Annotated in this window: 23 protein-coding genes; 2 read left to right on the forward strand and 21 right to left on the reverse strand. The window is 62.7% G+C overall.

All coding sequences use genetic code 11. The features are described from left to right. Nucleotides 1-21 precede the first annotated feature (21 nt). From KI611_RS16535 to KI611_RS16570, 8 genes are all read right to left on the reverse strand, one after another. A complete protein-coding gene (locus KI611_RS16535; RefSeq protein WP_226416747.1) occupies nucleotides 22-402 on the reverse strand; it encodes a SirB2 family protein in 381 nt (126 codons plus the stop codon). Continuing rightward, on the reverse strand, nucleotides 399-1,709 hold the full coding sequence (locus KI611_RS16540) for a hypothetical protein (protein ID WP_226416748.1): 1,311 nt from the start codon (nucleotides 1,707-1,709) through the stop codon (nucleotides 399-401). Before KI611_RS16540 ends, KI611_RS16535 begins: the two co-directional genes overlap by 4 nt. A gap of 13 nt (nucleotides 1,710-1,722) precedes the next feature. Further along, the gene (locus tag KI611_RS16545; RefSeq protein ID WP_226416749.1) at nucleotides 1,723-1,950 is read right to left on the reverse strand and encodes a DUF2249 domain-containing protein; all 228 of its coding nucleotides are present in this window, start codon (nucleotides 1,948-1,950) and stop codon (nucleotides 1,723-1,725) included. Next, nucleotides 1,947-2,393 carry a hemerythrin domain-containing protein gene (locus KI611_RS16550; protein WP_226416750.1) on the reverse strand — a complete coding sequence of 149 codons (447 nt, stop codon included), beginning with the start codon at nucleotides 2,391-2,393 and terminating at the stop codon, nucleotides 1,947-1,949. Before KI611_RS16550 ends, KI611_RS16545 begins: the two co-directional genes overlap by 4 nt. A gap of 82 nt (nucleotides 2,394-2,475) precedes the next feature. After that, a complete protein-coding gene (locus KI611_RS16555; RefSeq protein WP_226416751.1) occupies nucleotides 2,476-3,216 on the reverse strand; it encodes an MBL fold metallo-hydrolase in 741 nt (246 codons plus the stop codon). 9 nt (nucleotides 3,217-3,225) lie between these two features. Beyond that, a complete protein-coding gene (locus KI611_RS16560; protein WP_226416752.1) occupies nucleotides 3,226-3,861 on the reverse strand; it encodes a chemotaxis protein in 636 nt (211 codons plus the stop codon). 48 nt (nucleotides 3,862-3,909) lie between these two features. Beyond that, on the reverse strand, nucleotides 3,910-5,658 hold the full coding sequence (locus KI611_RS16565) for a PHA/PHB synthase family protein (protein WP_226416753.1): 1,749 nt from the start codon (nucleotides 5,656-5,658) through the stop codon (nucleotides 3,910-3,912). Between the two features lie 35 nt (nucleotides 5,659-5,693). Next, nucleotides 5,694-7,106, reverse strand: coding sequence for an MBL fold metallo-hydrolase RNA specificity domain-containing protein (locus tag KI611_RS16570; RefSeq protein ID WP_226416754.1), 1,413 nt, complete (start codon nucleotides 7,104-7,106; stop codon nucleotides 5,694-5,696). An 86-nt stretch (nucleotides 7,107-7,192) separates the two neighbouring features. Between KI611_RS16570 and KI611_RS16575 the strand changes: the two genes are divergently transcribed. Further along, nucleotides 7,193-7,636: a universal stress protein gene (locus tag KI611_RS16575; protein ID WP_226416755.1), complete on the forward strand. Its 444-nt coding sequence runs from the start codon at nucleotides 7,193-7,195 to the stop codon at nucleotides 7,634-7,636. A gap of 118 nt (nucleotides 7,637-7,754) precedes the next feature. Then, the gene (locus KI611_RS16580) at nucleotides 7,755-11,276 is read left to right on the forward strand and encodes a response regulator (protein WP_226416756.1); all 3,522 of its coding nucleotides are present in this window, start codon (nucleotides 7,755-7,757) and stop codon (nucleotides 11,274-11,276) included. A 3-nt stretch (nucleotides 11,277-11,279) separates the two neighbouring features. Here KI611_RS16580 and KI611_RS16585 read toward each other — a convergent pair whose 3' ends face one another. From KI611_RS16585 to fabI, 13 genes are all read right to left on the reverse strand, one after another. After that, entirely contained in the window at nucleotides 11,280-11,984 is a 705-nt protein-coding gene (locus tag KI611_RS16585; protein WP_226416757.1) for a hypothetical protein, read from the reverse strand. A gap of 100 nt (nucleotides 11,985-12,084) precedes the next feature. Further along, nucleotides 12,085-13,218 carry an ABC transporter permease gene (locus tag KI611_RS16590; RefSeq protein WP_226416758.1) on the reverse strand — a complete coding sequence of 378 codons (1,134 nt, stop codon included), beginning with the start codon at nucleotides 13,216-13,218 and terminating at the stop codon, nucleotides 12,085-12,087. 1 nt (nucleotide 13,219) lies between these two features. Beyond that, the gene (gene rbbA / locus KI611_RS16595) at nucleotides 13,220-15,991 is read right to left on the reverse strand and encodes a ribosome-associated ATPase/putative transporter RbbA (RefSeq protein ID WP_226416759.1); all 2,772 of its coding nucleotides are present in this window, start codon (nucleotides 15,989-15,991) and stop codon (nucleotides 13,220-13,222) included. A gap of 6 nt (nucleotides 15,992-15,997) precedes the next feature. After that, nucleotides 15,998-16,984, reverse strand: a complete 987-nt coding sequence (locus KI611_RS16600) for an HlyD family secretion protein (protein WP_226416760.1) — start codon at nucleotides 16,982-16,984, stop codon at nucleotides 15,998-16,000. Between the two features lie 93 nt (nucleotides 16,985-17,077). Next, complete coding sequence (locus KI611_RS16605) at nucleotides 17,078-17,569, reverse strand: hypothetical protein (protein WP_226416761.1); 492 nt, start codon at nucleotides 17,567-17,569, stop codon at nucleotides 17,078-17,080. Nucleotides 17,570-17,641: 72 nt separating this feature from the next. Beyond that, the gene (locus KI611_RS16610; protein ID WP_226416762.1) at nucleotides 17,642-18,166 is read right to left on the reverse strand and encodes a hydrogenase maturation protease; all 525 of its coding nucleotides are present in this window, start codon (nucleotides 18,164-18,166) and stop codon (nucleotides 17,642-17,644) included. Then, on the reverse strand, nucleotides 18,163-19,626 hold the full coding sequence (locus KI611_RS16615) for a Ni/Fe hydrogenase subunit alpha (RefSeq protein ID WP_319002305.1): 1,464 nt from the start codon (nucleotides 19,624-19,626) through the stop codon (nucleotides 18,163-18,165). The genes KI611_RS16610 and KI611_RS16615 overlap by 4 nt, the downstream gene beginning before the upstream one ends. A gap of 54 nt (nucleotides 19,627-19,680) precedes the next feature. Beyond that, nucleotides 19,681-20,232, reverse strand: coding sequence for an NADP oxidoreductase (locus KI611_RS16620; RefSeq protein WP_226416763.1), 552 nt, complete (start codon nucleotides 20,230-20,232; stop codon nucleotides 19,681-19,683). 1 nt (nucleotide 20,233) lies between these two features. Beyond that, nucleotides 20,234-20,944 carry a 2Fe-2S iron-sulfur cluster-binding protein gene (locus KI611_RS16625; RefSeq protein ID WP_226416764.1) on the reverse strand — a complete coding sequence of 237 codons (711 nt, stop codon included), beginning with the start codon at nucleotides 20,942-20,944 and terminating at the stop codon, nucleotides 20,234-20,236. Continuing rightward, nucleotides 20,941-22,845, reverse strand: a complete 1,905-nt coding sequence (locus KI611_RS16630; RefSeq protein ID WP_226416765.1) for an NAD(P)H-dependent oxidoreductase subunit E — start codon at nucleotides 22,843-22,845, stop codon at nucleotides 20,941-20,943. Before KI611_RS16630 ends, KI611_RS16625 begins: the two co-directional genes overlap by 4 nt. Nucleotides 22,846-22,916: 71 nt before the next feature. Continuing rightward, nucleotides 22,917-23,444 (reverse strand): hypothetical protein, encoded by a 528-nt coding sequence (locus KI611_RS16635; protein WP_226416766.1) that lies wholly within the window; start codon nucleotides 23,442-23,444, stop codon nucleotides 22,917-22,919. A gap of 3 nt (nucleotides 23,445-23,447) precedes the next feature. Then, complete coding sequence (locus KI611_RS16640; RefSeq protein ID WP_226416767.1) at nucleotides 23,448-24,026, reverse strand: hypothetical protein; 579 nt, start codon at nucleotides 24,024-24,026, stop codon at nucleotides 23,448-23,450. 59 nt (nucleotides 24,027-24,085) lie between these two features. Next, a complete protein-coding gene (gene fabI / locus KI611_RS16645; RefSeq protein WP_226416768.1) occupies nucleotides 24,086-24,895 on the reverse strand; it encodes an enoyl-ACP reductase FabI in 810 nt (269 codons plus the stop codon). Nucleotides 24,896-24,997 lie beyond the last annotated feature (102 nt).

The raw sequence follows: 24,997 nt of genomic DNA on the forward strand, positions 1-24,997 counted from the left end.
CCCGGGCCGATCAAGCGCCGGCTACAACCAGGGCCAGGGATTCCGGGTGAGCGCCACGCTGACGATGTAGGCATAGGCCAGGACGGCCAGCAGGAAAAACCGGCGGCGACTGGCCAGCGTCTTGCCGCGCTTCAGCGCCATGCTGCCGAGCAGGACATAGGCGACCAGACCGCAGAGCTTGGCGGTCAGCCAGCCATCGACAAAAGGATACTGCCCGCTCAGCCAGGCCATCGCCAGCGCGCTGCCGAGCAGCAGCGTATCGACGATATGCGGCAGCACCCTGGCCAGGCGGTGCTTGAGCCATGGCGAGCCGGCAAGCATCCACCAGCCGCGCAGGCAAAAGCCGAGGCCACTGAGGATGACGCAGCTGACATGCAGATGTTTCAGCGCCAGATAGCTCATACGGCCGCCAGTTTCGCTGCCAGTTTTTCCGCGATGTCGGCGCTATGCCAGCGGTAGCGGCGGATAGCGCTGAATAGATTCCACCACAACCAGCCGGCGGCGATGGCAAAGGCCAGGCCGGCCGGCCGGGCCAGCCAGTCAGGCCGGAAAGCCGCCGCGACGAGCAGGAGCAAGGCCAGCACATAGGCTTTCATTTGGCGCTGCATGGCCGGCTCGCCGAGGATCTTGTTCATCGTCGGAGCCGGCATCTTGCTCTGCGTCGCACTCTGCAGATGCAACCAGGCGAGAAAGGGAACGATCTTGTACAGCATGCCGATGATGAAAGACAGGAAGCCGCCCAGCACCAGCAGAATGCCGAAAACCAGCGGCCAGCCCGGCAGTTCGGCAAGGGCCGGGAAAATTGCCGCAGTCGATAGCATGAGCAGCGCGAGAATGCTCGCCGCCAGACCGAGTTGCCAGTAGCGGCTGGTGGCATCGGCGCGCGCCCGCCGTCGCTTGAGTTGCAGGCGCAGGGTCAGCACGGCGAAGACGAGGCCGGCCGAGGCCACGCCCAACTGGCTGAAACGGACCAGCCACGGCCAGTCGACCAGCACCGCAAGGCTCCACAGCAGCAGCGCACTGCACATCAGCGGCGGGAACAGCCAGCTCGGCCGGGCCGGGTAGCCTGCCGTCAACTGAAACATCGGCACCACGACATAGGCCATGGCCGCCAGCAGCACGCCGGCCCAGCCGCCGAGGCCCCAGGCGGCATGCAGATCGGTCAAGGCGACCAGCGGCAGCCGCCAGCCATTGGCCAGGCCCAGGGCCAGCAGCATGCCCAGGCTGACGACCACCGCCAGTCCGCCGAGCGCCAGCTTGAGGCCGCGAATCGTCGGGCTGGTCGACGGAACGCCGCTCAGCGCCCGCAGCGTCACCGCCAGATAGAGCAGAATGGTCAGGCCAAGCAGCAAGGCGGCCGCCGTCAGCACCGCCGGCCAGCCGAAATGGAAGCCGCCGGCCAACAGCAGCACGCCGCCGCTCAGCCCGATATTGACGACGACCGCGACGCCCAGCGGCCGCGCCAGATTGGCCCCGGCAACCACCGGCAGGATCTGGATCAACGCGCCGAGCATGATCTGCAGCATGAAGCCGAGGGTGATCAGGTGGGTCGCCGCCAACCCATCCGGCGTCCACCGCGAGGCGAAGATGTCCGGGCCGACCACGGCGACCAGCAGACCGGCGAGGACGGCAAACAGCGGCGCCGTCAGAAAGAAGCGCAACGGCGCCGCGAACGGCGGCGCGTTTTCAAAAGCCAGCAAGGCCTGCATCGTCGGCCGATCTTCAGCGCGAGATCAGGATCTCGAAGGTGCCGTCGGCCGTCAGCTCGGTTTCGTATTGATGGCCGTTCTGGCGGAGCACCTTGTACAGCGGATGCGGCTCGCGAAACAGCAGCAGCAGCATTTTCTCGCCGGGCTGCAGGGTATCGAGCATTTCCATGGTCTGGACGAAGGGCTCCGGCGGTTCCAGATAGCGGGCATCGACGACGTGCGGGGTTTTCGGATGGCTCATGATTCAGCTAACTCGGTTTCGAGGCGTTCAAGGATGGCCGGCAATTCGCCTGATAAATGCTCGTCGCACATCGGATAGAGGATGTTCTCCTCCTTCATGTTGTGCTGCTGCATCATGATCAGCAATGTTTCAGCCAGCCCGAAATAGTCGTCGGCGTTGCCCGACTCCAGCGCGCCGACCGCTTCATCGAGCAGCGAACGCATCTGGGCGTGTTCCATGCGCATGACCTGGGTCGGCCCCAGGCTGCTGCCCATCTTCGCTTCGAACGTCGGAAAAAGGGTCTTCTCCTCGCTATCGAAATGCGCCAGGATCGCCGACCGGAAGTGGCCGAAGGCGGCGCGTGCCGCGTCCGGGTTTTTCTGGGCTATCGCCAGCTCGGTTTCGGCAAATAGATCGTCGCAGCGACGATGATCATCTGTCATGAAAGTGCGGATACTGGTCATGGCTTACTCACGGCGGTTAGGTGTGACCATTCTCGACGCTGCCACCTCGAAATCACCTTGACCGCCGTCAAATCGCGAAAAATCAGCGACTAAGGATTCCGACGGGCAACTCGTCGAACCAGTTGATGAAGCGCTGAACATCGGCGCCGCGATAAATCGCGCCGTGCTGCGGGCAGAGCAGGTCGATATCGAGCTGCGAGACGCGTTCGCACCAGTCGCGCTTGGCTTCGTTGGAGCCCATCCAGCGTTTGTGGAAACCTTCGGCATGGCCGATATGGGCATCGAAATCCTCGACGAACAGGCCATCCATGCCCGGCGGCAGCAGCGCCGCGCCGACGTCGCCAGAAAACAGGATTTTCGCCTGCTTATCGTACAGGTGAAAATTACCCGATGAGTGCAGGTAATGGGCGGGAATGGCTTGCAGCATCAGGCCGTCGAGCGGAATGTCGAGGCCCTGATCGGGAATCGGAATGAAGGTCTCGGCGGAACCGCCGAAGTGCGGCAGGAAACCGCTCCACATCCAGCTGACGTAGCAGCGCATGGCCGGGTTGAACTCCAACCAGAGGGCCAGCGAGGAGCAGCAATCCGGGTCCTGGTGCGAGGCGAAGACGCCGGCCAGCGCCGACGGATCGAATTCGGCCGAGAGCGCCGAAAAGACGGCGGGAAATATCTCGGCACCGCCCGGATCGAGAACCAGTCCCCGGCCGCCATGGGTCACCAGATACTCATTGGTATCGATCAGATGGTTCGGCTTCTGCGGGTCGCGGACGATCGCCACCCATTTGTGATCGCCATCCTGAAAAATTGTCTTGGTTGTTTTCACGGCGCTTCTCTATCGATCCCGATTTCCGGCAAAAAACGGCGAGCGGCGCAAGGACTCGAGCGAGCCACGGATCTCCTCGACGACGCCGTCGAACTCCCCGGAAACCTGCGCCAGCGACGGTGCAAAACTCTGGCCATAGGCGGCTTCGATTTTGGCCGACTTGGCCAGCACGCCCCCTAGTTCGACCATCTGGAAGACCTCTTCGAGGGCTCGCTCGAGCTGGCGGCGCAAGCGGAACAGCTGCTCGAGATGTTGCTCGCTTTGCCGGCTGCGCCGCGCCATCACGCCGGCCAGCGTCGCCTGTTGCGGGGCCAGTTTTGCCGTCTCACCGAGCAGGCGAGCCAGGCGGTTGTCCTGCAGGACCAGCGAGACTTCATTGACGCAGCCGTGAATCAGGCCGGTCAGGGTTTGCATGCAGCAGCGCAGATTCTGCGAGAACACCCGCAACTCATTGGACAGCACGCCGAAACCGCGCGCCGCCGTGCCCGCCCGCTTGGCAAGGAAAATGGCGTTGAGCGCCATGATGTTGATCTTGAAGGAGACCCCGACCACCCGCTTGATCTCCTCGTTGATCTGCACGATGCGAAGCAGATCGACCCCGGCCTGCGGCACCGGGGCTGCCGCAATCGCCAGGGCGGTGGTCATCGCCCCGCCCGCCTGGCGCGGTCGGCGAGCGGCGGCAGACAATCCGGCCTATTTTTCCAGGACATAGGTCCCGGGCGCCTCAGCCAGGGCCGGGAATTTGCGGTTGCTGACCGGGTAGGCCTCGACCAGATCCCCGGTCCGTTCGCCCAGCCAGCGTGTCCAGTCCTCCCACCAGGTGCCGGGCTTTTTCTCGGCGCGGTCGAACCAGTGTTCCCAATGCTCGTTGCGCTCCGGTTCGGCGATCCAGTAGGCGCGCTTGGGCGGATTGACCGGCGGATTGACGATGCCGAGAATGTGCCCGGAAGTCGACAGGACGAAGCGCACCGGCGCCTTGACATTGACCTGCTTGCGGATGCGGTAACACTGTTTCCACGGGGCGATGTGATCGTCCTCCGCGGTCACCGCGTAGAGCGGCTGAGTGATCAGATCGAGGTCGATCGATTCGCCGGCGATGGTCAGCTTGTCGCGCTTGATCAGGTTGTTGTGCAGGTACATCTCGCGCAGGTAGTAGGAATGCATGGCCTGCGGCATGCGCGTCGAATCGACGTTCCAGAACAAGACGTCGAACGGCGGCAAGGGTTCGCCGAGCAGGTAGCTATGCACCCAGTAATTCCAGATCAGGTTGTTCGAGCGCAGCATGCGGAAGGAGCTGGCCATTTCAGTGCCGTCGAGGTAACCCTTCTTGGCCATCGACTCTTCCAGCGCACCGATGCACGCGTCGTCGATGAACACATCGATGTCGCCCGGATGGGCGAAATCGGTCAGCGTGGTAAACAGCGTCCAGTGGGCGACCGGCATCTTGTCGGCGCCATAGCGCTTGTTGGCCCAGGCCATGTAGATGCTGGCCAGCGTGCCACCGATGCAGTAGCCGACCAGATGCACCTGCGGCACCTTGCAGAATTCGCAGGCGACCCGCACCGCTTCGCTGATCCCTTCGAGCAGGTAGTCGTCGAGGCGGACATCGGCCAGATCCTCGCCCGGGTTCTTCCAACTGGTGATGAACACCGAGTAACCCTGGTCGGTCAGGTACTTGACCAGGCTCTTGCGGGAAGTCAGATCGAGGATATAGAACTTGTTGATCCACGGCGTGGTGATCACGATCGGCATCGCCCGCACCTTGTCGGTGGTCGGCGTGTAATGGATCAGTTCGACCAGCCGGTTGCGGAACACCACCTTGCCCGACGTCGTCGCCAGATCCTTGCCGACCACGAAGGCATCCGGCTCGACCATCAGGATATTCTTGGCTTTGACGTCGCGCTGGAAGTTTTCCCAGCCCTTCTTCAGGCTCTCGCCATTGGTCGCGACACAGCGTTCCATCGCCGCCGGATTGAGGCCGAAAAAGTTGGTCGGCGCCACCATGTTCAGCCAGTTGCGCAACCAGAAGGCGGAACGCCGGCGTTCCTTGTCGGACAGCCCGGGGGTCTCGAAAAACATGTCTTCAAGGCGGTGAGTGAAGGCCAGGTACCATTCCTTGACAATGTCCCAGCTCGCCGAATCGGTCCACACCGGGTTGGCGAAGCGGGCGTCGTCGGCATTCGGCTTGATGACGTCCTCGGAGGCGATGCCCATGGCCCGCCGCAGGACATGCGACTGCAGCGCGAAGAGGTCGCCGGACAGCGCGTGAACGGCCCGCGACAACTCCTGCGGATGCATCATCCAGGCCATGTGGGCCTGGAGCAGCGATGTCGTCACGCCATACGGATCGACCGCCTTGCTGATGGCATTGCCGGCCGATTCCAGCGGACTTAAATCGCTTATATCAATGACATTATTTCGAACAGACGAGTTACCGGACATCAGGATCACCTCTTGACTGAATTGTTCTTTGTATCTTACAGCGTGACGGACTCGCCGGGTGCCGGCAATCGCACGTCGGACCACCCCAATTGCGCTTCGATGGCCTGGGCAAAATTGGCCGATGCGCCGGCTTCGCCATGCACGACAAAGGTCCGCCCGGGCGGCTGGTGAAAACCGCGCAGCCAGTTGAGGAGCGCCGCCTGATCGGCATGCGCCGAGAGGCCGCCGACGGTATAGATGCGCGCCCTGACCGGGACCGGCTGACTGAAGATATTGACCAGCCGCGCCTTGTCGACCAGGCGCCGGCCCAGCGTGCCGGCCGCCTGAAAACCGGCGATCAGGATGCTGCACTCGCTGCGCGGCAGGTTTTCGCGCAGGTGGTACTTGATCCGTCCCGCCTCGCACATACCGCTGGCCGAAATGATCACGGCGCCGCTGCGAATTTCGTTGATCGCCTTCGAGCGCTCGACATCGGCGACAAACTCGAGTTTCATTTTCTCCGGGTGCTTCTTCATCCAGGCGATCAGCTCGCGCGTTTCGGGATCGAGCAGTTCCGGATGGGCCAGCGTGATCTGCGTCGCCGCGTTGGCCATCGGCGAATCGACATAGACCTTGAGCGGAGAAAGGCGCTGGCGCCGCACCAGATCGGCCAGCATGTAGATGATTTCCTGGGTACGCCCGACGGCGAAGGCCGGGATCACCAGATTGCCGTGCGTCGCCCAGGTTCGCCCGAAAGCATCGACGATTTCGTCCTCGGTCTCGGACAAGCCACGATGCAGGCGATCGCCGTAGGTCGATTCGATGAGCAGCACATCGGCTTGCGCGATGACCTTTTCCGGGTCATTGAGCACCGGCCGCTGCGGCATGCCGAGATCACCGGAAAACACCAGTTTGCGCGGCCGGCCCTCGCCGCTGACCGTCACTTCCAGCCACGATGAGCCGAGAATGTGGCCGGCATCGTGGAAGCAGACCTTGACCGTCGCCGCCGGCTGAAGGATTTCGCCGTAAGCCACCGGCCGCAACAGACTGAGCGAGGCCAACGCCTGGACCACCGTGTACAGGGGCGCCGGCACACCGCGCTCGTCCTTGCCGCGCCGGTGGCGATGACGCAATTGCCACTCGGCTTCCTTTTCCTGGATGTGCGCACTGTCCGGCAGCAACACTTCGAGCAGATCGATGGTCGCCGGAGTGGTGTAGATCGGTCCCTTGTAGCCGAGCATGGCCAGACGCGGCAGCAGGCCGGAGTGGTCGATATGGGCATGGGTCAGCAAGACGAAGTCGATTTTCCGGACATCGAAACCGAAATTCAGGGCATGCAAATTCTTCGAGCGGGCTTCCGCACCGCCCTGAAACATGCCGCAATCGACCAGAAACCGGGTATCCCCCGTTTCCACCAAAGTGCAGGATCCCGTCACTTCTCCGGCCGCACCGAGAAAACCGAGTCGCATGTTTTATTTCCTCCTGACTTGGCGTAGCATGATCCTCAAGTAGGCGGAATGCAACGCCAGCAGACAGTTTCAGGAGATAGACTACCATGTTCAAACACATTCTTGTCCCGACCGACGGTTCCGAACTTTCGCAAGCCACCGCAAAATCTGCAGTGGCTTTCGCCAAGGATGTGGGAGCCCGGGTAACCGTCTTTTTTGCCAAGCCGGAATACCCGATCGCCTATTTCGGCGAGGGCGCCCTGATCGACCCGACGACGCCGGAGAAATTCGCCGAACTGGCCGAACAGCAGGCTGCCCAGTATCTCGGCGAAGTGCAGGCGATGTGCACCGCCGCCGGGGTCGAATGCAGCACCACCTCGGCAACCAGCGACATTCCCTACGAAGCGATCATCGAAGCTGCCGAGAAGTGCGGCTGCGACCTCATTTTCATGGCCTCGCACGGCCGCCGCGGGATCAGCGGCTTTTTGCTCGGCAGCGAAACCAACAAGGTTCTGACCCACAGCAAGGTACCGGTTCTGGTCTATCGCTGACCATCGCACCGCCCTGGCGGGCGGCCGCCACCCCGGCAACGGGGTGCGAACCTAGAGCGGACCAGCCGGCGATCACGGCGCATCCGTCCGTTATCCTGATCGTTCGCAGCAACAAATCATGCAGCCGTCCACCGGGGATTTTCGTCTCAAGTATCAGATACTGGCCCCGGTTGGTTTGGCATTACTGCTGCTGGTCGGCATTTTCGGGCTGGTTTTCGAAAACCACCTGGCCAACCGCGAAGCGCTCAATCTGCAGGCCGCCGGCCATCAGGTTGAAGATATCTGGCATAACCTGCGCACTGAAAGCACCTTGCGCCTGGCCTGGTTTGCCGAGGAAACGCAGCGCAACGACAAGTTGCGCGAGGCCATGCAGCGCGGCGACCGGGATGCCCTGCTCGCCGAGACGCAGCCGGCCCTGGCCAGAATGCAGCAGTACTTCGGGATCAGCCACTGGTACTTCATCGCACCCGACAAGCGCATCGTCTTGCGGGTCCACGAACCGTCGCGCTACGGCGATCTGATCAAGCGCAAGACACTCGACGATGTGGCGCTCGGCGGCAAGGCGGCGACCGGCCTCGAGCTCGGCCCGCTATCGACCTATACGCTGCGCCACGTCATCCCCTGGGAGCACGAAGGCAAGCTGCTCGGCTACATCGAACTGGGCATGGAAATCGAGTGGTTCGCCCGGCAGATCAAAGCCCTGACCCATCTCGACGTACTGACTGCCGTCGACAAGGCCTACAGCAGCGAGGAGAAATTCCTGGCCGGCAAGAAAGCACTCGGGCTGAGCGGCAACTGGAGCGATTACGGCAAGATCGCCCTGCTCTCCCAGACACTCGACAGCTTGCCAACCGATCTCGCGAGATTCTGGGAGGAAGCCCTGAGCGGCGACAGCCGCATTTTCGAGGTCAGCAATGGCCAGCGGACCTGGGCCGGGCAGATCATTCCGCTGGCCGACTACGAAATGCATCCGGCCGCCTCGATGGCAATCCTGAACGATGTCACCGAGAGCCGGCAGACCGGCCTTCGCCAACTGGCGATCGCCACTCTCGCCGCCGCCGGGCTGGCGATGCTGCTCTTTCTCGCCCTGTCGCGCCGGCTGGACGCCATGGAAAAGAAGCTGCAGGTAGCGCACGAGTCGCTGGCGGCCAATGAACAACGCTTTCTCGACATTTTTTCGACCAGCTCCGACTGGTGGTTCTGGGAAATGGATGCCGAACTGCGCTTCTCCTTCTTTTCCGACAATGCCAGCAGCCTGGTCGGCTTCGATGCCGACGAACTGGTCGGCCGGGACCGCCGGGACCTGATCGTTGCCGAGGACGCCGACGAGCGGGCAGAACTGGCCGCACACGTTGCCGACCTCGAGGCCCGTCACCCCTTCCACCATTTCGAATACCGCCTGCGCCGGCCGGCGGGCAGCACCATCTGGCTCAGTCTGAGCGGCGTCCCCATCTTCGGCAAGGATGGTCAATTCCAGGGTTATCGTGGCGCCTGCACCAACATCACCAAGCGCAAGGCACAGGAAGAAGCCGAAATCGATGCCCGGGAAGGCGCCGAAGCAAAATTCGCCATTGCCCGCATCCTGCAGGAAACCGGGCGACCACTGAAAGAGCGTTTCGCTGCGGCACTCGAGGCGGTTTTCGCGATGCGCGACGTGGCGGTCGAGCGCAAGGGCGGAATTTTCCTGCTCGAACCTGGCGCCGACGCGCTGAGCATGTGCACGACCAGCGGCGAATTCACCGCCCGGTTCCTCGCCGACGAGCAGCGTGTGCCGCTTGGCCGCTGCCTCTGCGGCCGGGCCGCCGAATCCGGCAAGCTCCTGGTTTCCGATGGCTGCTTCAGCGACGAGCGGCACGAAAACGCCTGGCCGGAGATGACCAATCACGGCCACTACATCGTGCCGCTCAAGGTCGGTGCACAATGTCTGGGGGTACTTTTCCTGTACACCGTGCCCCGCCCATCGCGTTCGGAACTCCGCCTCCAGGCCTTGCAACAGATCGGCGACCTGTTTGCCCTGGCGATCGCCAACGAACACGCCATTCAGGCCAGGCAGGAAGCCTCCGCGCGGGCCGAGGCGGCGAGCCGGGCGAAGAGCGAGTTCCTCGCCAACATGAGTCACGAAATCCGCACGCCGATGAACGGTGTGATCGGCATGACCGATCTGCTGCTCTATACCGAACTCGACGACGAGCAGCGCGAGTTTGCAGAAATCGTCAAGAACAGCGCCAATTCACTGTTGAGCGTGATCAACGACATCCTCGATTTTTCCAAGATCGAAGCGGGGCGACTGGATATCGAGGCAATCGATTTCAGTCTGATCAACACCGTCAGCCAGACCTGCGAACTGCTTGCCGTCCAGGCCAGGGAGAAGGAACTCGACTTCCACTACCGGATTTCCCCGGCCGTGCCGGAAATGCTGCAGGGCGATCCGGGCCGCATCCGGCAGATATTGACCAATCTGGCCGGAAACGCGATCAAGTTCACCCCGGCCGGCGAGGTCGAAATCGTGATCAGCGTGATCGCCGAGGAACTGACGTCGACCAAGCTGCTGTTCGAAATCCACGATACCGGCGTCGGCATTCCGCCCGAGCAGGTCGAACGGCTGTTCACGCCTTTTGCCCAAGCCGACAGCTCGATCACCCGACGTTTTGGCGGAACCGGCCTGGGGCTGTCGATTTCCAGGCGACTGACCGAACTGATGGGCGGCGAAATCGGGGTGCGCAGCCAACCCGGAAGCGGTTCGACTTTCTGGTTCACTTTGCCGCTCGCCCCGGGCGATTCAACGAATCCGGCCGGCCCCGTGCTGGCCGAAGGCGAGCTGAAGAATTGCCATGTTCTCGTGGTCGATGACAACGAGACCAACCGGCGCCTGCTCTTCGCGCTGCTCAGCGCCTGGGGCTGCCGGGCCGAGCAGGAAGCGGATGGCCTGGCCGGCCTGGCCCGCTTGCGGCAGGCGGCCAGCGAAGGCGACCCCTATGAGATTGCGCTGGTCGATATGAACATGCCCCGGATGGACGGCGAAACCATGGGTCGGCTGGTCCGCGAGGATCCCGGGCTCGACGCGACGCGTTGCGTGATGCTGACCTCCGCCGCCCTGCGCGGCGATGCCGAACGCTTGCAGCAAGCCGGGTTCGATGCCTATCTGACCAAGCCGCTGCAGGAAAGGCATATCCGCCAATGCCTGGCGGCCTTGCGCCACGGCAGCTTCGGCAACGAACCGACGGCGTTGATCACCCGTCACACGCTGGACGAGGCGGCCCTGCCGCGCAGCCTGCGGCTTCTGCTGGTCGAGGACAACCGGATTAACCAGAAGGTAACCAGCGCCATCCTGACCCGTCAGGGGCATCGCGTCGAAATCGCCGAAAACGGTGAGCAGGCGCTGATCGCGCTGGCCGCCGCCGATTTCGACGCCGTGTTGATGGATTGCCAGATGCCGGTGATGGATGGCTTCGAGGCAACCCGGCGCTTGCGCCAGTCGTCCGCCGTGCGCGACCCGAACATTCCGGTCATCGCCATCACGGCCAATGCCATGCAGGGCGACCGCGAGCAATGCCTGGCCGCCGGCATGAACGACTACCTTTCGAAGCCGATCAGCGAAAAAGAAATGCGCCTGGCCCTCGAGCGGATCGCCGCCGGTTGAGCCTCAGCGCCCGGAGCAGTGCTTGCTGCCGGGCGGAATGCGGCAGAGCACCTTGCCGTTCGCTGTATCGATGAAATCGACCTCGTCGAGGACGCCGATCAGGTAGCGTTTTTTCAGCGTGAAATCGGTCGGCTTGCCGTAGGTCGCTTTCCAGAATGTCGTGCTTTCGCTGAGTACCGGTTCGATCAGGTGCGCCCGGGCGCGCAGGCCGAGATGGCCAACGACATCGGCCGGCAGATCGGCGCTGAAGCCGGCATCGTCGTCTACGCTGCGCGGATAGAAATCGTAGAGGTTGGCGAAGGCGAGGAAATAGTCGTAACGCCAGCTGACCTTCATCTGCTGGATCACGCCGATCTTGTCTTCACCGGCGTACTCGCCGCGCTCGACCGCGACCGACTGGAGGGGCAGGAATTTGTACTGGTAATAGTCGTCCACCGCCGGATCGACCAGCGGGCGCCAGTTCCAGCCTTCGGCGATCTGGTTGAAAGCCATCCGGTAAAGGGCCTCAGCCCGCTGCCCGACGACCTCGACGGAAAAACCGGAACTGGCCGCAAGATCGACATCGACTTCGATTGGCTTGCCGGCCAGGGCGTGCGGATCGGCCTGCGTCAGGCTCTCGAACTGCCGATCGGCCGGTTCGGTGGCATGAACCGGGGCAAAGAAGGCGGCAACCGTGGCTGCTGCAAGTACTTTTCGGAGAAGAATCATGGCGATATCGGATGCGGCCATGAGGGCACGCAAACAGGCGACATATTGAAATCAGCCGGCGCCGCGGCCCATGACGCACATCAACAAATCCTGATATGACTCAGACTTGGGTCTGCGTCACCGCCTTGCGGAAACGCAACAGCGCGACGAAGAAGAAGCAGGCGCCGATGGCCGTCATGGCCAGCAAATCCTGCCAGATGCCGTCGATTCCCGCGCCCCGGTAGAGTATCCCCTGGGCCAGCCGGACAAAATAGGTGGTCGGCGCGGCGAGCATGATGTTCTGCACCATCTCCGGCATGCTCTCGCGCGGCGAGACGCCGCCCGACAGCATGAGCAGCGGCAGGATGCTGAGAATCAGGAGCAGGCCGAATTGCGGCATCGAGCGGGCCAGGGTGCCAAGGAAGATGCCGATCGAGGCCGCAGCGAACAGGTAGCACGCCGCCGCCGCCAGGAACAGCGGGATCGAGCCGGCGATCGGTACGGCCAGCACCTGGCGGACCATCACCAGCAGCGCGAAGGTGACGCCGCACAGCACGATCATCCCGTTGGCCCAGATCTTGGCCATCATGATTTCGAGCGGGGTCAGCGGCATGACCAGCAAATGTTCGATGGTGCCGTGCTCGCGCTCGCGGATGAAGGCGGCGCCGACCAAGATGATGGTCAGCATGGTGACGTTGTTGATCACCTCCATGACGCCGCCGAACCAGAAACCGTTGAGGTTGGGATTGAAGCGGACCCGGCTGGTCAGCTTGATCGGCGTTGCGGCGCTGTCGCGCCGACCGGTCAGGTATTCATTGACCTCGCCGAGCGCGATGCTCTTGATGTAAGTGGCGCCGATGAAGGCCTGCGACATGATGGTCGCGTCGATATTGAGCTGGACGTCAGGCACCTTGCCAGCCTGCACGTCGCGCTGAAAATGCGCCGGGATGACCAGCGTGAAATTGTAGCGGCCGGCATCCATGCCGGCATCGAGTTCGGCCAGCGAGATCATCTGCGGCTGGCGGAAGAACGGCGGGTAGAAGGCATCGACGAGCCGACTGGAGAGCGGCGACTGGTCCTCGTCAACGATGGCGATCGGGGCGTTGTGCAACTCCTGCGAAACGCCGGTCGCCGCGGTGTAGATGGCGCCGGAGAAAGCCCAGCAGATCAGCACCATCAACGTCTTGTCGGCGCGCAGGCTTTTCAGCTCCTTGAGGCCGAGGCGGAAGATGTTGGAGAGGCTGGGCAGGCGCATGTTATTTCTCCTGCTTTTTGAGCAGCACCACCGACAGCACGGTCAGCACGGGGATGAAGCAGGCCAGCGCAAGGAACTGCGGAATCAGGTCGGAAACGCCGAGGGCCTTGGTAAAGGCACCGCGGCTGATGATCAGGAAATAGCTGGCCGGGAACAACTGGCCGATCCAATAGCTCGCCCCTTCCAGCGCCCCGACCGGCGTCGTCAGCCCGGAGAAACTGACGGTCGGCAGAATGGTCAGGATCGCCGTGCCGAACAGCGCAGCGATCTGCGTGCTGGTGAAAGTCGACATCAGCAAGCCGATCCCGGTGGTCGCGATGACGTACAGGCCGGCGCCCAGACACAGGGCGAACAGGCTGCCCTTGATCGGCACGTGAAAGATGATCTGCGACTGGATGAGCAGCAAGGCGAAGCTGATCAAGGCGACGACGACGTAGGGCAATTGCTTGCCGAGCAGGAATTCCAGCCGCGTCACCGGCGTCACGTAGAGGTTGGTGATCGAGCCGAGTTCCTTCTCGCGGACCACGCCAAGCGCCATCAGGATGGCCGGGATGAAAATCAGCAAAATCGGAATCACCGCCGGCACCATGGCGTAGATGCTCTTGACGTCCTGGTTGTAGCGGTAGCGCGAGACGATGTTGGCCGGATAGCCGGCGGTGACGCCGGTCTGCTCGCGAATCAGCTGCTGCACGTACTGCAAGTGCATGCCCTCGGCGTAGCCGCGTACCGTTTCGCCCCGATAAGGCATGGCGCCATCGACCAGCATGCCGATTTCGGGCCAGTGACCGCGCCGCAGATCGCGGCCGAAATTGGCCGGAATATCGACCGCCAGGCTCAACTCGCCGCTGCGCATGCGTTTTTCCAGATTGGCATCGTCGAGTATCGGCGCCTGTTCGAGGAAATAGCGCGACCCGGCAATATTCTCGATGTAGGCCCGGCTTTCCGGCGACTGGTCGCGATCGAGCACGGCGAAGCGCAAGCCCTCGACGTCGAGCGAAATGCCGAAACCGAGGACGAACATCAACAGCACCGAGCCGATCAGCGCGAACGCCAGCCGGATCGGATCGCGGCGTAATTCGAGCGCCTCGCGGTAGGAGTAGCCGAGCAGACGCCGCAGGCTGAAGGCGCTGGGTTGCTGTTTGGCCGGCGCGGCGCTCGGCACGGCCGGCTGGGCACTATCGCGACCGGCAACTTCGGGGCCGTGCGGGACTTCGCCGGTGGCGGCGGGAAGCGCTTTCACAACGCCCGTCGCCTCCTCCAGATAGCTGATGAAAGCCGCCTCGAGCGTCGCTTCGCCGCGCGCGGCGCAGAGACCGGCTGGCGTGTCGCTGGCCAGCACCTTGCCGGCGTGCATCAGCGAAATGCGGTCGCAGCGCTCGGCTTCGTTCATGAAATGAGTCGAGATGAAGATGGTGACGCCCTGCCCGCGCGACAATTCGACGAGCAGCGCCCAGAAATCGTCGCGCGCCACCGGATCGACGCCGGAAGTCGGTTCGTCGAGAATCAGCAGCTTCGGTTCATGGACCACCGCGACGGCCAGCGACAGGCGCTGGCGGATGCCCAGCGGCAATTCGGCGGCCGCCTTGTCGGCGTAGGGTTCAAGGCCGAAACGCTGCATCAGTTCGGCAATCCGCGGACCGCGCCGGGCATCCGGCAGGTGGAACAACCGGGCGTGCAGATCGAGATTGGCGCGAACCGTCAACTCGCCGTACAGCGAGAACGACTGCGACATGTAGCCGACCTGCTTGCGGGTTTCCAGATCATGCGCATCGATCGCCTTGCCGAACAGCTTGGCCTCGCCTTCGCTGGGTGGCAGCAGGCCGGTCAGCATCTTCATCGTGGTCGTCTTGCCGCAGCCGTTGGAGCCGAGAAAGCCAAAAATCTCGCCCGGTTCGATCTTGAAACTGACCCGGTCGACTGCCGTGAAATCGCCAAAGCGCTGCGATAGGCCGGCCGCTTCGATGGCGTAGCTGCCGCCATCACCAACGCGCGGCGGAATGACCAGCGCGTGATGGGCCTGCCGACGTTCTTCCGGCAACAACTGGATAAACGCCCCGTCGAGCGTTGGCTGCCCGGTCTGCGCCCGCAACTCGGCCGGCGTGCCAGTACCGATCACCTGGCCGCCATCCATCGCCACCAGCCAGTCGAAACGCTCCGCCTCTTCCATGTAGGCGGTGGCCACCAGCACGCTCATGCCCGGCCGGCGGGCGCGGATGCTGTCGATCAGCTCCCAGAACTGGCGGCGCGACAGCGGATCGACGCCGGTCGTCGGCTCATCGAGAATCAGCAGGTCGGGGTCGTGGATCAGCGCGCAGCACAAACCCAGTTTCTGTTTCATGCCGCCCGACAGCTTGGCCGCCGGCCGCTCCCGGAAAGGCTCCAGGCCGGTGCTGGTGAGCAGCTCGGCGATGCGTTGCTGGCGCTCGCGCTTGCCCTGTCCGAACAGACGGCCGAAGAAATCGACGTTCTCGAACACCGACAGCGTCGGGTAGAGGTTCTTGCCCAGTCCCTGCGGCATGTAGGCAATGCACGGCTGGACCGAAGCGCGAAAGCGGCGGTTGCCGATATCACCGCCAAGCACCTCGACCGTGCCGGTCTGGATCAGCCGCGCCCCGGAAACCAGCGCCAGCAATGACGACTTGCCGACGCCATCCGGCCCGATCAGGCCGACCATGCAGCCGGCCGGCAGGCTCAGTTCGATATTTTCCAGCGCCACCGTGGCGGCGTAGCGATGACTGACTCCGGCAAGGCGGGCGACCGGTGTACGGTCCATGACGACTTACTTTCCGCTGATCTGCAGGTTGGCCGGCCACGGCGTGTTGGCATCGAGCCGCACGTAGGCGACGCCGGGCATGCCGCCCTTGGCCAGATCGCGATGCGCCGCCAGCCAGGCCGGATCGGCCTTGACCTTGATGCGGAACATCAGTTTTTCGCGCTCAGTCCGCGTTTCGACCTCGCGCGGCGTAAATTGCGCCTTCGGCGCCACGAAGTTGACGGTGGCCGGAATCGCCTGCCCCGGCAGGGCATCGAGGACGATGCGCGCTTCGCTGTTGAGCGCCACCTGACCGGCCTTGTCGGTCGGCAGGTAGATGGTCATGTACATGTCGGAAAGATCGAGCAGCGTCAGGGCCTTGCCGCCGGCCGCCAGAACCTCGCCCGGCTCGGCGAGTCGATAGAGCACACGGCCATTGATCGGTGCCTTCAGCGCGGTATCGTTCAAGGTCACCTTCAGACTGTCCACCTTGGCTTCGGCCGCGACGACTGCCGCATCGGCTTCGCCGACCCGGCTCCGGGCCTGGGCCATGCTGGCGCGGGCGCCCTCCAGGCCAGTCTGGTCGCGATCCAGCTTGTCGCGCGTAATGAAGCCGCGGCCAACCAGGTTTTCCGAACGCTTCAGGCTCTTGTCGGCCAGACTCACATCGCTCGCCGACTTGCGCACCCCGGACCGTGTCTCATCGACCGCCTGGCGCGCCTGCTCGACCTGCGCTTCGGTCGCCCGCAACTGGGCGCGCAGGTCGTCGGCGTCGAGCCGGGCGACCACGGCGCCGGCCTCAACCATGTCGCCCTCGCGCGGCACAAGCTCGCTGAGCCGCCCGGCGATCTTGGTCGCCACATCAACTTCGATCGCCTCCAGCCGGCCGTTGCCGGATGCCAGGCCGGCCGGCAAGCCGGCCGGACGCTGCAGATACAGATAAAAGGCCAGGCCTGCGGCGCACGCCAGAACCAGGACGAGCAGCAGAATCTTGCGAGGAGAAGTACGACTCATATCGAGCTCCAAATTATTTACTGACCTATCGGTCATTACCGAGTCGGATTATAGGCATCGATCGATCAAGCGACCAGCCAGAACCTCTGCCGGTCAACGGCCACAGGATGGTGCGCTGCTGTCCGGGCCACGCAGATCGGGCCGTTGATAGGTCGTCCGAACGATGCCGGACGTCCCGTCGAACAACACATCGAAGCGCGCCATGGTGCTCCAGTCATCGCAGAACAGCCACTCCCAGACCAGTTCGTTGCGTGCTTCGAAATAGGCGGTCCACGCCGGATTGGGCGGGCCAAGCAGGCGCAGGATGGCGGCCTGATCATCGCGGCCGGCGACGATCTGTCCAAAATGGCGCGACTCAAGGACGTTTTCGATCCGCAGCAACCGGCCATCCGGGGCAAAAAACGCCATATAGGTATGGGTTCCGGCCGGACCGCGGGGAAAAGCCAATTGCTCGCTACCGTCGCTGTTCCGCCAGCGCATCGCCGGCTCGCCCATTTGACCGACCACGTCGGCGACATTCGCCACGCCGGGCTGCAGCCCGCGGCCATCGTAACTGGCGCAAGCCGTCGTGAGCAGTAGCGCCAACAGGATCAAACATTTTTGCAACCGGGAAATCATCAGCGAGCAACCCAAAAAATCCGATATTTCAATTGGCGTTCAGGCCATTTCGGCAACGCGAACGCCCTCCTGCGCACTGACCACCATGGCCTCCCAGGACGCCGGATCCGGGTTGCGGCAGAGTTGTTCGAGCAAACCGAAAGCCTGCTCGAGACGATTTTCAGCCGTAGCGGTCAATGGCTCGCCCAGTTCGAATTGCTCACCGCGAATGCACAGCGTGAAGGCCGGCGGCGGGTCGGCCTCTTCGGTCTGGCGGAACACCTGGAGCACGGCCTCCGGTGGCAGTTCGTGCGTGGTGTGGGCGATGCCGGTGGCCGGGACGATCCGCTGAAAGGTAAAGGGCGCCCCGGTGTCGATCCCGGCATCGATGAACATGGCCAGTTGCCGGCCTTGCAGATCGAGGACATGTTCGATCTGCAACTGGAAGTCCTCGATCAGTTCGAACTGCGCCGCCAGGCCAGCCGCTTCGAGCCAGCAGGCCAATCGCCCGCAGAGCACCGGCCCGATGGCGTCGTCGCCACGACTCGGGTTACCGACGGCGAAGACGACGACCGGCGCGCTCATGCGCGGCTCAGCGAGTGAATCAACAGCCCTTCCGCATCGACCAGCTCGACGGCCAGCGGCATCTTGCCCAGGGCGTGCGTGGCGCAGGACAGGCAGGGATCGAAGGCGCGGATGGCGACTTCGATGTGATTGAGCAGGCCTTCCGTCACTTCGTGGCCATGCAGGTAGCGACGCGCGACATGGCGGACAGCCTCGTTCATCGCCTGATTGTTATTGGTCGTCGAGACGATCAGGTTGGCCATCGTGATCAGGTCGTTTTCATCGACTCGGTAGTGGTGAAACAAGGTGCCGCGCGGCGCCTCGATGACGCCGACGCCCTCCATCTGTCGTTCGCCTTCGACCATCAGATCGTTGCTCAGCAGATCGTCGTCATGCAGCAGTTCCTTGATCACTTCCGCCGCATGCAGCATCTCAATCATCCGCGTCCAGTGATAGGCCAGCGGCGCGTGCATCGGCGTACCGCCGGCGTAATCGACGAATTCCTTGCGCTCGTGCTCGGCGAACGGCGTCGAAATCTGGTTGCAGTTCTGCACCCGGGCCAGCGGCCCAACCTTGTACCAGCCGTGCTCCTTGCCCAGCGAACGGAAATACGGGAACTTCATGTAGCTCCACGAGCGGACCTCTTCATCGATGTAACGGTCGTATTCCTGATAATCGACACCGTCGAAAATCAGCTTGCCGTTGTCGTCGCGGGCACGCAGCGTGCCGTGGTAGAAGTCGAGATCGCCGTTGTGGCCGACCAGTGACATGAAGTTCGAGCGGAAGATGCCGAAACTGTTGTACAGACCCGGATCCTGCGTATGCACCTTCTGGATCAGATGCACCGCATCGCGCGACCAGGCGACGATGTGATAGATGTCCTTGAGCAGTTCATCCCGTTCGGCAATGGTCAGCGACTTGTTCATGCCGCCCGGCACCGCTCCGGTGCCATGCACCCGCTTGCCGGCAGTGACGCGGATCACCTCCTGGCCGAACTTGCGGAGCAGGACGCCGCGCTTGGCGATTTCCGGATGGGCGGCAGCGACGCCGACGATATTGCGCCGGGTGACGTCGCTGTCGAAACCGAACAGCAGGTCCGGCGAGCAGAGATGGAAGAAATGCAGCGCGTGCGACTGCAGCATCTGGCCGTAATGCATCAGGCGACGCAGCTTCTCGGCGGCCGGCGTCAGCTTCTTGGCGCCGACGATGATATCGAGCGCCTTGGAGGCGGCCAGATGATGCGACACCGGGCAAATGCCGCACAGGCGCTGAACCATCACCGGCACTTCCCAATACGGTCGGCCCTGGATGAATTTTTCAAAGCCGCGGAACTCGACGATATGCAGGCGCACCTGATGCACCTTGTTCTGGTCGTCGAGCAGAATCGTCACCTTGCCGTGGCCCTCGACCCGCGAAACGGGGTCAATCGCCACGCGGCGAAGCATTTCGGGATGTTCGGCAGTTTCCAGTTGGTAGCTCATTCAAATCTCCTAATCCATGAGGTCTTCGGTCGAGGACACAAAGACGCCCTGGATTCAGTCGTAATGCATCAAGCCGTGGCCGAGTTCCGGCTCGCGGCCGGCCAGCAGATCGGTCAGCACTTTCCAGATCGCTTCGGCCGAAGGCGGGCAACCGGGGATGAAGTAATCGATCTTGACGACCTCATGGATCGGGTGCACCTGGTCGAGCGGCAAAGGCAGCTCCGGGTCATTCGGAATCATGCCGTTCGATACGCCCGGACTGGTGTGATAGACCTCTTCCAGGATGGTCGTCAGCGGCAGGTGATTGCGCTGGGCCGGCAAGCCGCCATTGATCGCACAGGCCCCGAGGGCGATCAGGATCTTGCAGTTCTTGCGGAAGTCGCGCAGCACATGGACGTTCTCAGCATTGCACAGGCCGCCTTCGATGATGCCGATATCGCAATCGGGACTGACCTCCTTGATGTCGGTCAGCGGCGAGCGGTCGAACTCGATGTGTTCGAGCAGCGTGAACAGCCGTTCGTCGATATCGAGGAGCGACATGTGACAGCCGAAACAGCCGGCCAGCGAGGTCGTCGCCACTTTCAGCTTTTTCTTGGGCGCGGTCATGTCAATAGCCCTCCTGCTTGGCCTCGACCGTCGCCGAAATCGGCTGCTTGTCGTAGCTGCGTTCGCCGATCGGCACGGCAAAGCCCTCGCGCTTCTTCAGGATGACCCCGACCGGACAGACCTGCGCCGCCTTGTCGTGCAAGGTGAAATTGGTGTCGGCCAGTTGGCCGGATTTGGCGTTAACGATCAGGTGCGTATCGATGCCGCGCCCGGACAGCGCAAAGACATTCTTGCCATCGACATCGCGGCTGGCCCGCACGCACAGCGAACAGAGAATGCAGCGGTTGAAATCGAGCAGCACCTCGGGATGCGAGGCATCGACCGGTCGATCCGGGAAAAAGTGATCGAAATGCGGCGACATCATGCCCAGATGGTAGGCCGTGGCCTGTAACTGGCAGTTGCCGCTCTTCTCGCACGACGGGCAGAAATGGTTGCCTTCGACGAACAGCATCTGGGTCAGCGTCCGTCGTTCGTCGTTGATTTCCGGGGTGTCGCTTTCGACCACCATGCCGGCAATCGCCCGCATCGTGCAGGAAGCCGTCTGCCGGCCATTGACCTTGACGGTGCATAGCTTGCACGAGCCATGCGGCTTGAATTCCGGGTGATAGCACAGGTGCGGAATGAACACCCCGGCCTTGGTGGCGGCCTGCATGATGGTCTGCCCTTCCTCGAAGGAAATGGTCTTGCCATCCAGTGTGAACGTATGGCTCATGCCGAACCCTCCCCAAATTCTTCAGCGATGATGTGCGCCCCGGGATCGTCGCGCCCGGTCATCTGCCGGGCGGCCGCCAGCGCCTGGTCAAGATCGAAGGCCGGCGCGAAGTCCTTGCGCGTCATGCGCTTTTCGTAGGCCGGCCGGAATTTTTCGATGGTGTCGAGCACCGGGTTGCAGGCGGTATGCCCGAGACCGCAATGACTGGTCGATTGCAGCAACTGGTTCATTTTTTCGATTTCGGCGAAATCGTAGGGCGACCCGCAGCCATTGTGCAGCTTGTCCATCAGGTTCTTGAGCAGCGCCGTGCCGACCCGACACGGTGTGCAGAAGCCGCAGCTTTCGTGCTGGAAGAAGTGCACGTAGTTGCGGGCGACTTCGAACATGTCGCGGCTGTTGTCGAAAATAGTGAAGGCTCCGGCCGTCGGAATATCCTCGAAGCCGATGGTCCGGTCGAATTCGGCCGGCCCGACGCAGATGCCGGACGGGCCGCTGACCTGCACGGCCTGCGTATCCCGGGCGCCGCAGTCGGCCAGAACCTGGCGGATGCTGACCCCGAAGGGGTATTCGTAGAGTCCCGGCCGCTCGCAATCGCCGGACACCGACAAGACCTTGGTGCCGGCCGAATGCTTGGTCCCGATGCTGGCATACCACTCGCCCCCCTTCAGCGCGATGAGCGCCGCCGCGGCAAAGGTTTCGACGTTATTGACGATGGTCGGCTGGTCGAGATAACCGTTGGTCACCGGGAACGGCGGCCGGTTGCGCGGCGTACCGCGCTTGCCTTCCAGCGATTCGATCAGGGCCGATTCTTCGCCGCAAACATAGGCGCCGGCCCCGAGGTGAATCTCGATATCGAAATCGGCCCCCGGAATACCGAGAATATCGGCCCCCAGCAGCCCCTCCTTGCGCCGGCGCTCGAGCACGGCATTGAGCGGTTCCAGCAGATAACGGTATTCGCCGCGCAAGTAGAGAAAACCCCGCCGGGCGCCGACCGAGTAGGCGGCCGCCGTCATGCCTTCGAAAACCAGATCGGCATAGGAAGTCAGCAGCACGCGGTCCTTGAAAGTGCCGGGTTCGCCTTCATCGGCGTTGCAGACGACAAAACGCTGTTGCCCGGACTTCAACGGGGCGTTGCGACAGGCCTCCCATTTCAGGCCGGTGGTAAAGCCGGCGCCACCGCGACCGCGCAGGTTGGCCCGCTTGATTTCGTCGAGCATCGCCGCCGGGCCACCCAGACCGGTCGGCAATCCTTCGCGCCAGGAGCGCATGTTGGAGGACATCAGGCCGTCGCTCGGCGCACGCCCGTGGGCCGCGCGCAGCGCATCGCCCGGCGCCATCTGCGAGCCGAGCAGGATATCCGGCAGGCGGATGTGATCTTCGACCGTGAAATAATCGGCCGGCCATTCGGCCAGCGGGGTATTGCTGCGCACCAGTTCGGCGATTTCGTCGATGCGCGCTTCGCTCAAGCGGGTTATCGCCAGGTTATTGACCAGCAGCGCCGGCCCCTGATCGCACATGCCGGTACACGATGTCTTGTCGACGCTGACCAGGCCATCTTCCGAAACCTTGCCCGGCTCTATCCACAAGCTGCTGCACAGGCGCTCCATCAGCGTCAGATTACCATGCATGCGGTCGGTGATGTTGTCGGAAAAGAGTATTCGGTACTTGCCGCGCGGCTGGAGATAGAGGAAGGAATAGAACCCGGCGACGCCCTCGATCTTGGTGCGCGGGACGCCCAGCGTCGCCTGCAGGCGATCGATCGCTTCCGGGGAAATCCAGTCGCAGGCTTCCTGCACTTCGCGCAGGATCTGCACCATACAGGTGGGATCGCGCCGGTAACGGGTAACCACCCGGTCGACAATCCCGGCAACTGCTTCTGCGTGCCTATCGTTCAGTGCCACGACGACCTCCCGACAAAGACTTATGACGAGAGAAAGCGTAGCACCAAATCGTTACAGCCTGTTGTCGAAGATCAACCGCCCATCAGGTTTTCGCCGTTGCCGGCGGGAATGGCGGCGGCGCGAAATTCGGCGCGGCGCTCCTCGACTTCGGCTAGCGAGGGAATCTCGATATACAGATCGGGGTACTGACGCAATAACTGATCGACCACCCATTGATTGGCGTCATAGGCGAACTCGCGGGCGACCAACGGCGCCGACGCATAGGCCTCGACAAAGAGCGCGACCGCCGCCGAACGGCTGACGCCATACTCGCAATGAACGATGACCACGATATCGCCGGGAGCGGCATGCTGCTCGCTGACAAAGCTGCCGATCCGCCGCGCCATCAGGTGATCGAACATGCCGAGCATCGGCGCCGGCAGGTATTCGTCAGCCGGCACGGCGTCGAAAAACGACAGCCGCAGAATATCCTTGAAACCGACGGCCAGCCGGGCATCGGGCGTTCCCGGATCGGTGATCGAGATCACCGCGGTATGCCCATTGGCAACCAGCGCTTCGGCCCGCAAGCGTGAGGTATAACAAACCTGACTGATCGGCATGGCTTATTCCATGAATACCGGATCGGAGAAGACCAGTGTTCCATCCTTGCGCATCATCAGGTTGTCCGCCTTGATCAGGTCGGGCAACGCACCGTATTCATCGGAGAAGCCTTCCAGAGCCTTGAGCGATTGCTGCACCGTTTCGCTCCAGCCCATCGGCGTGACGACCAGATGGTGCAAGGCGATGCGCCCCATGTCCTGGGCCAGGTTGCGCCACATCAGGCAGGCATCGAAATACGAGGCGCTCAGTTTGGTCGCCACTTCGGCCGCATCGCCGTTGCCTGGCAGCGGATAGAGCTTTTCGACCTCGACGATATGGAACGGGAAACCGCGACTGGACCGCCCGACGACCCCGTGATCGGCATAGACGACGGGGAAATGCGTGCCGGTCGGCCGGTCGGGCGCCGTATAGTAGGCGTAGTCGGTCGGCGAGGAGAGCACCTTGAAAACGCGCTCCTGGCCATCGATGACGTCGCCGTCAAGAACGATGGTGCTTTCGCCGCGACCGATCTCTTTCCGGCCGGCGAGCAGCGGATGATCAGGGACTGGATCGGGGAGAAGCTCGGTGCAATTAATTTCCATCAGAGACTCCGTCGCTAGTGAAAACGGGAGGATTCATTATGCATCCTCCCCTTGTCCGCTTAAGCGACGATATGCGCCCCGGCATCGACGTAGATCGTCTGCCCGGTCATGCCGGAAGAGCCGGCGGTGCACAGGAAGGCGGTCAGCGCGCCGACTTCTTCGATGGTCACGGTGTGGCCGAGCGGCGCCTTGACGGCATCGGATTCGAGCAGCTTGTCGAAGTGGGCGATGCCGGAGGCGGCGCGCGTCATGATCGGGCCGGGCGAAACGGCAAAAACGCGGATGCCCTTGGGGCCGAGATCGTAGGCCATATAGCGGACCGCCGACTCAAGGGCCGCCTTGATGATGCCCATCACGCCGTAATTGCGGACGACGCGTTCGGCGCCGAGGTAAGACATGGTGATCAGCGAACCGCCTTCGGTCATCAGCGGCTCAATCGCCTTGGCCATGCGCAGGAAACTGTGACAGGAGATGTTCATCGCCGCATCGAAACCGGATTCGGAGGTATCGATGACGCGACCGTGCAGGTCGTCGGCTTCGCAGAAGGCCATCGAGTGAATGGCGAAGTCGAGCCGGCCGAATTCGGCGCCGCACTTCTCGATCACCGCTTCAAGGCTGCCCGGCTGCGTGACGTCGAGTTTTTCAAAAAGACGGGCACCAATCGATTCGGCCAGTGGCTGGGTATATTTTGCCGTCTTGTCGTTCTGGTAGGTTAGCGCGACGTCGGCCCCCAGCGCACGGACGGCCTTGGCCACCGCGAAGGCGATCGACTTGTCGTTGGCAATGCCGGTAATCAGACCTTTTTTGCCGGCCAGCGGCAGTGCCGGATTGCCTTGGGCAACGGCGGTCGGTTCGGTAAATGTATTCATGTTGTTTTCCTTAAGCGAGTGATGGGACCTTGCTGCGTCCCTCTGTTCATCAACGACCATAAATCAACAACGATCAGCAGATGGTGCAGCGCACGCCCCGTT

It is taken from the genome of Dechloromonas denitrificans (genome assembly GCF_020510685.1).
GTDB lineage: Bacteria > Pseudomonadota > Gammaproteobacteria > Burkholderiales > Rhodocyclaceae > Azonexus > Azonexus denitrificans_A.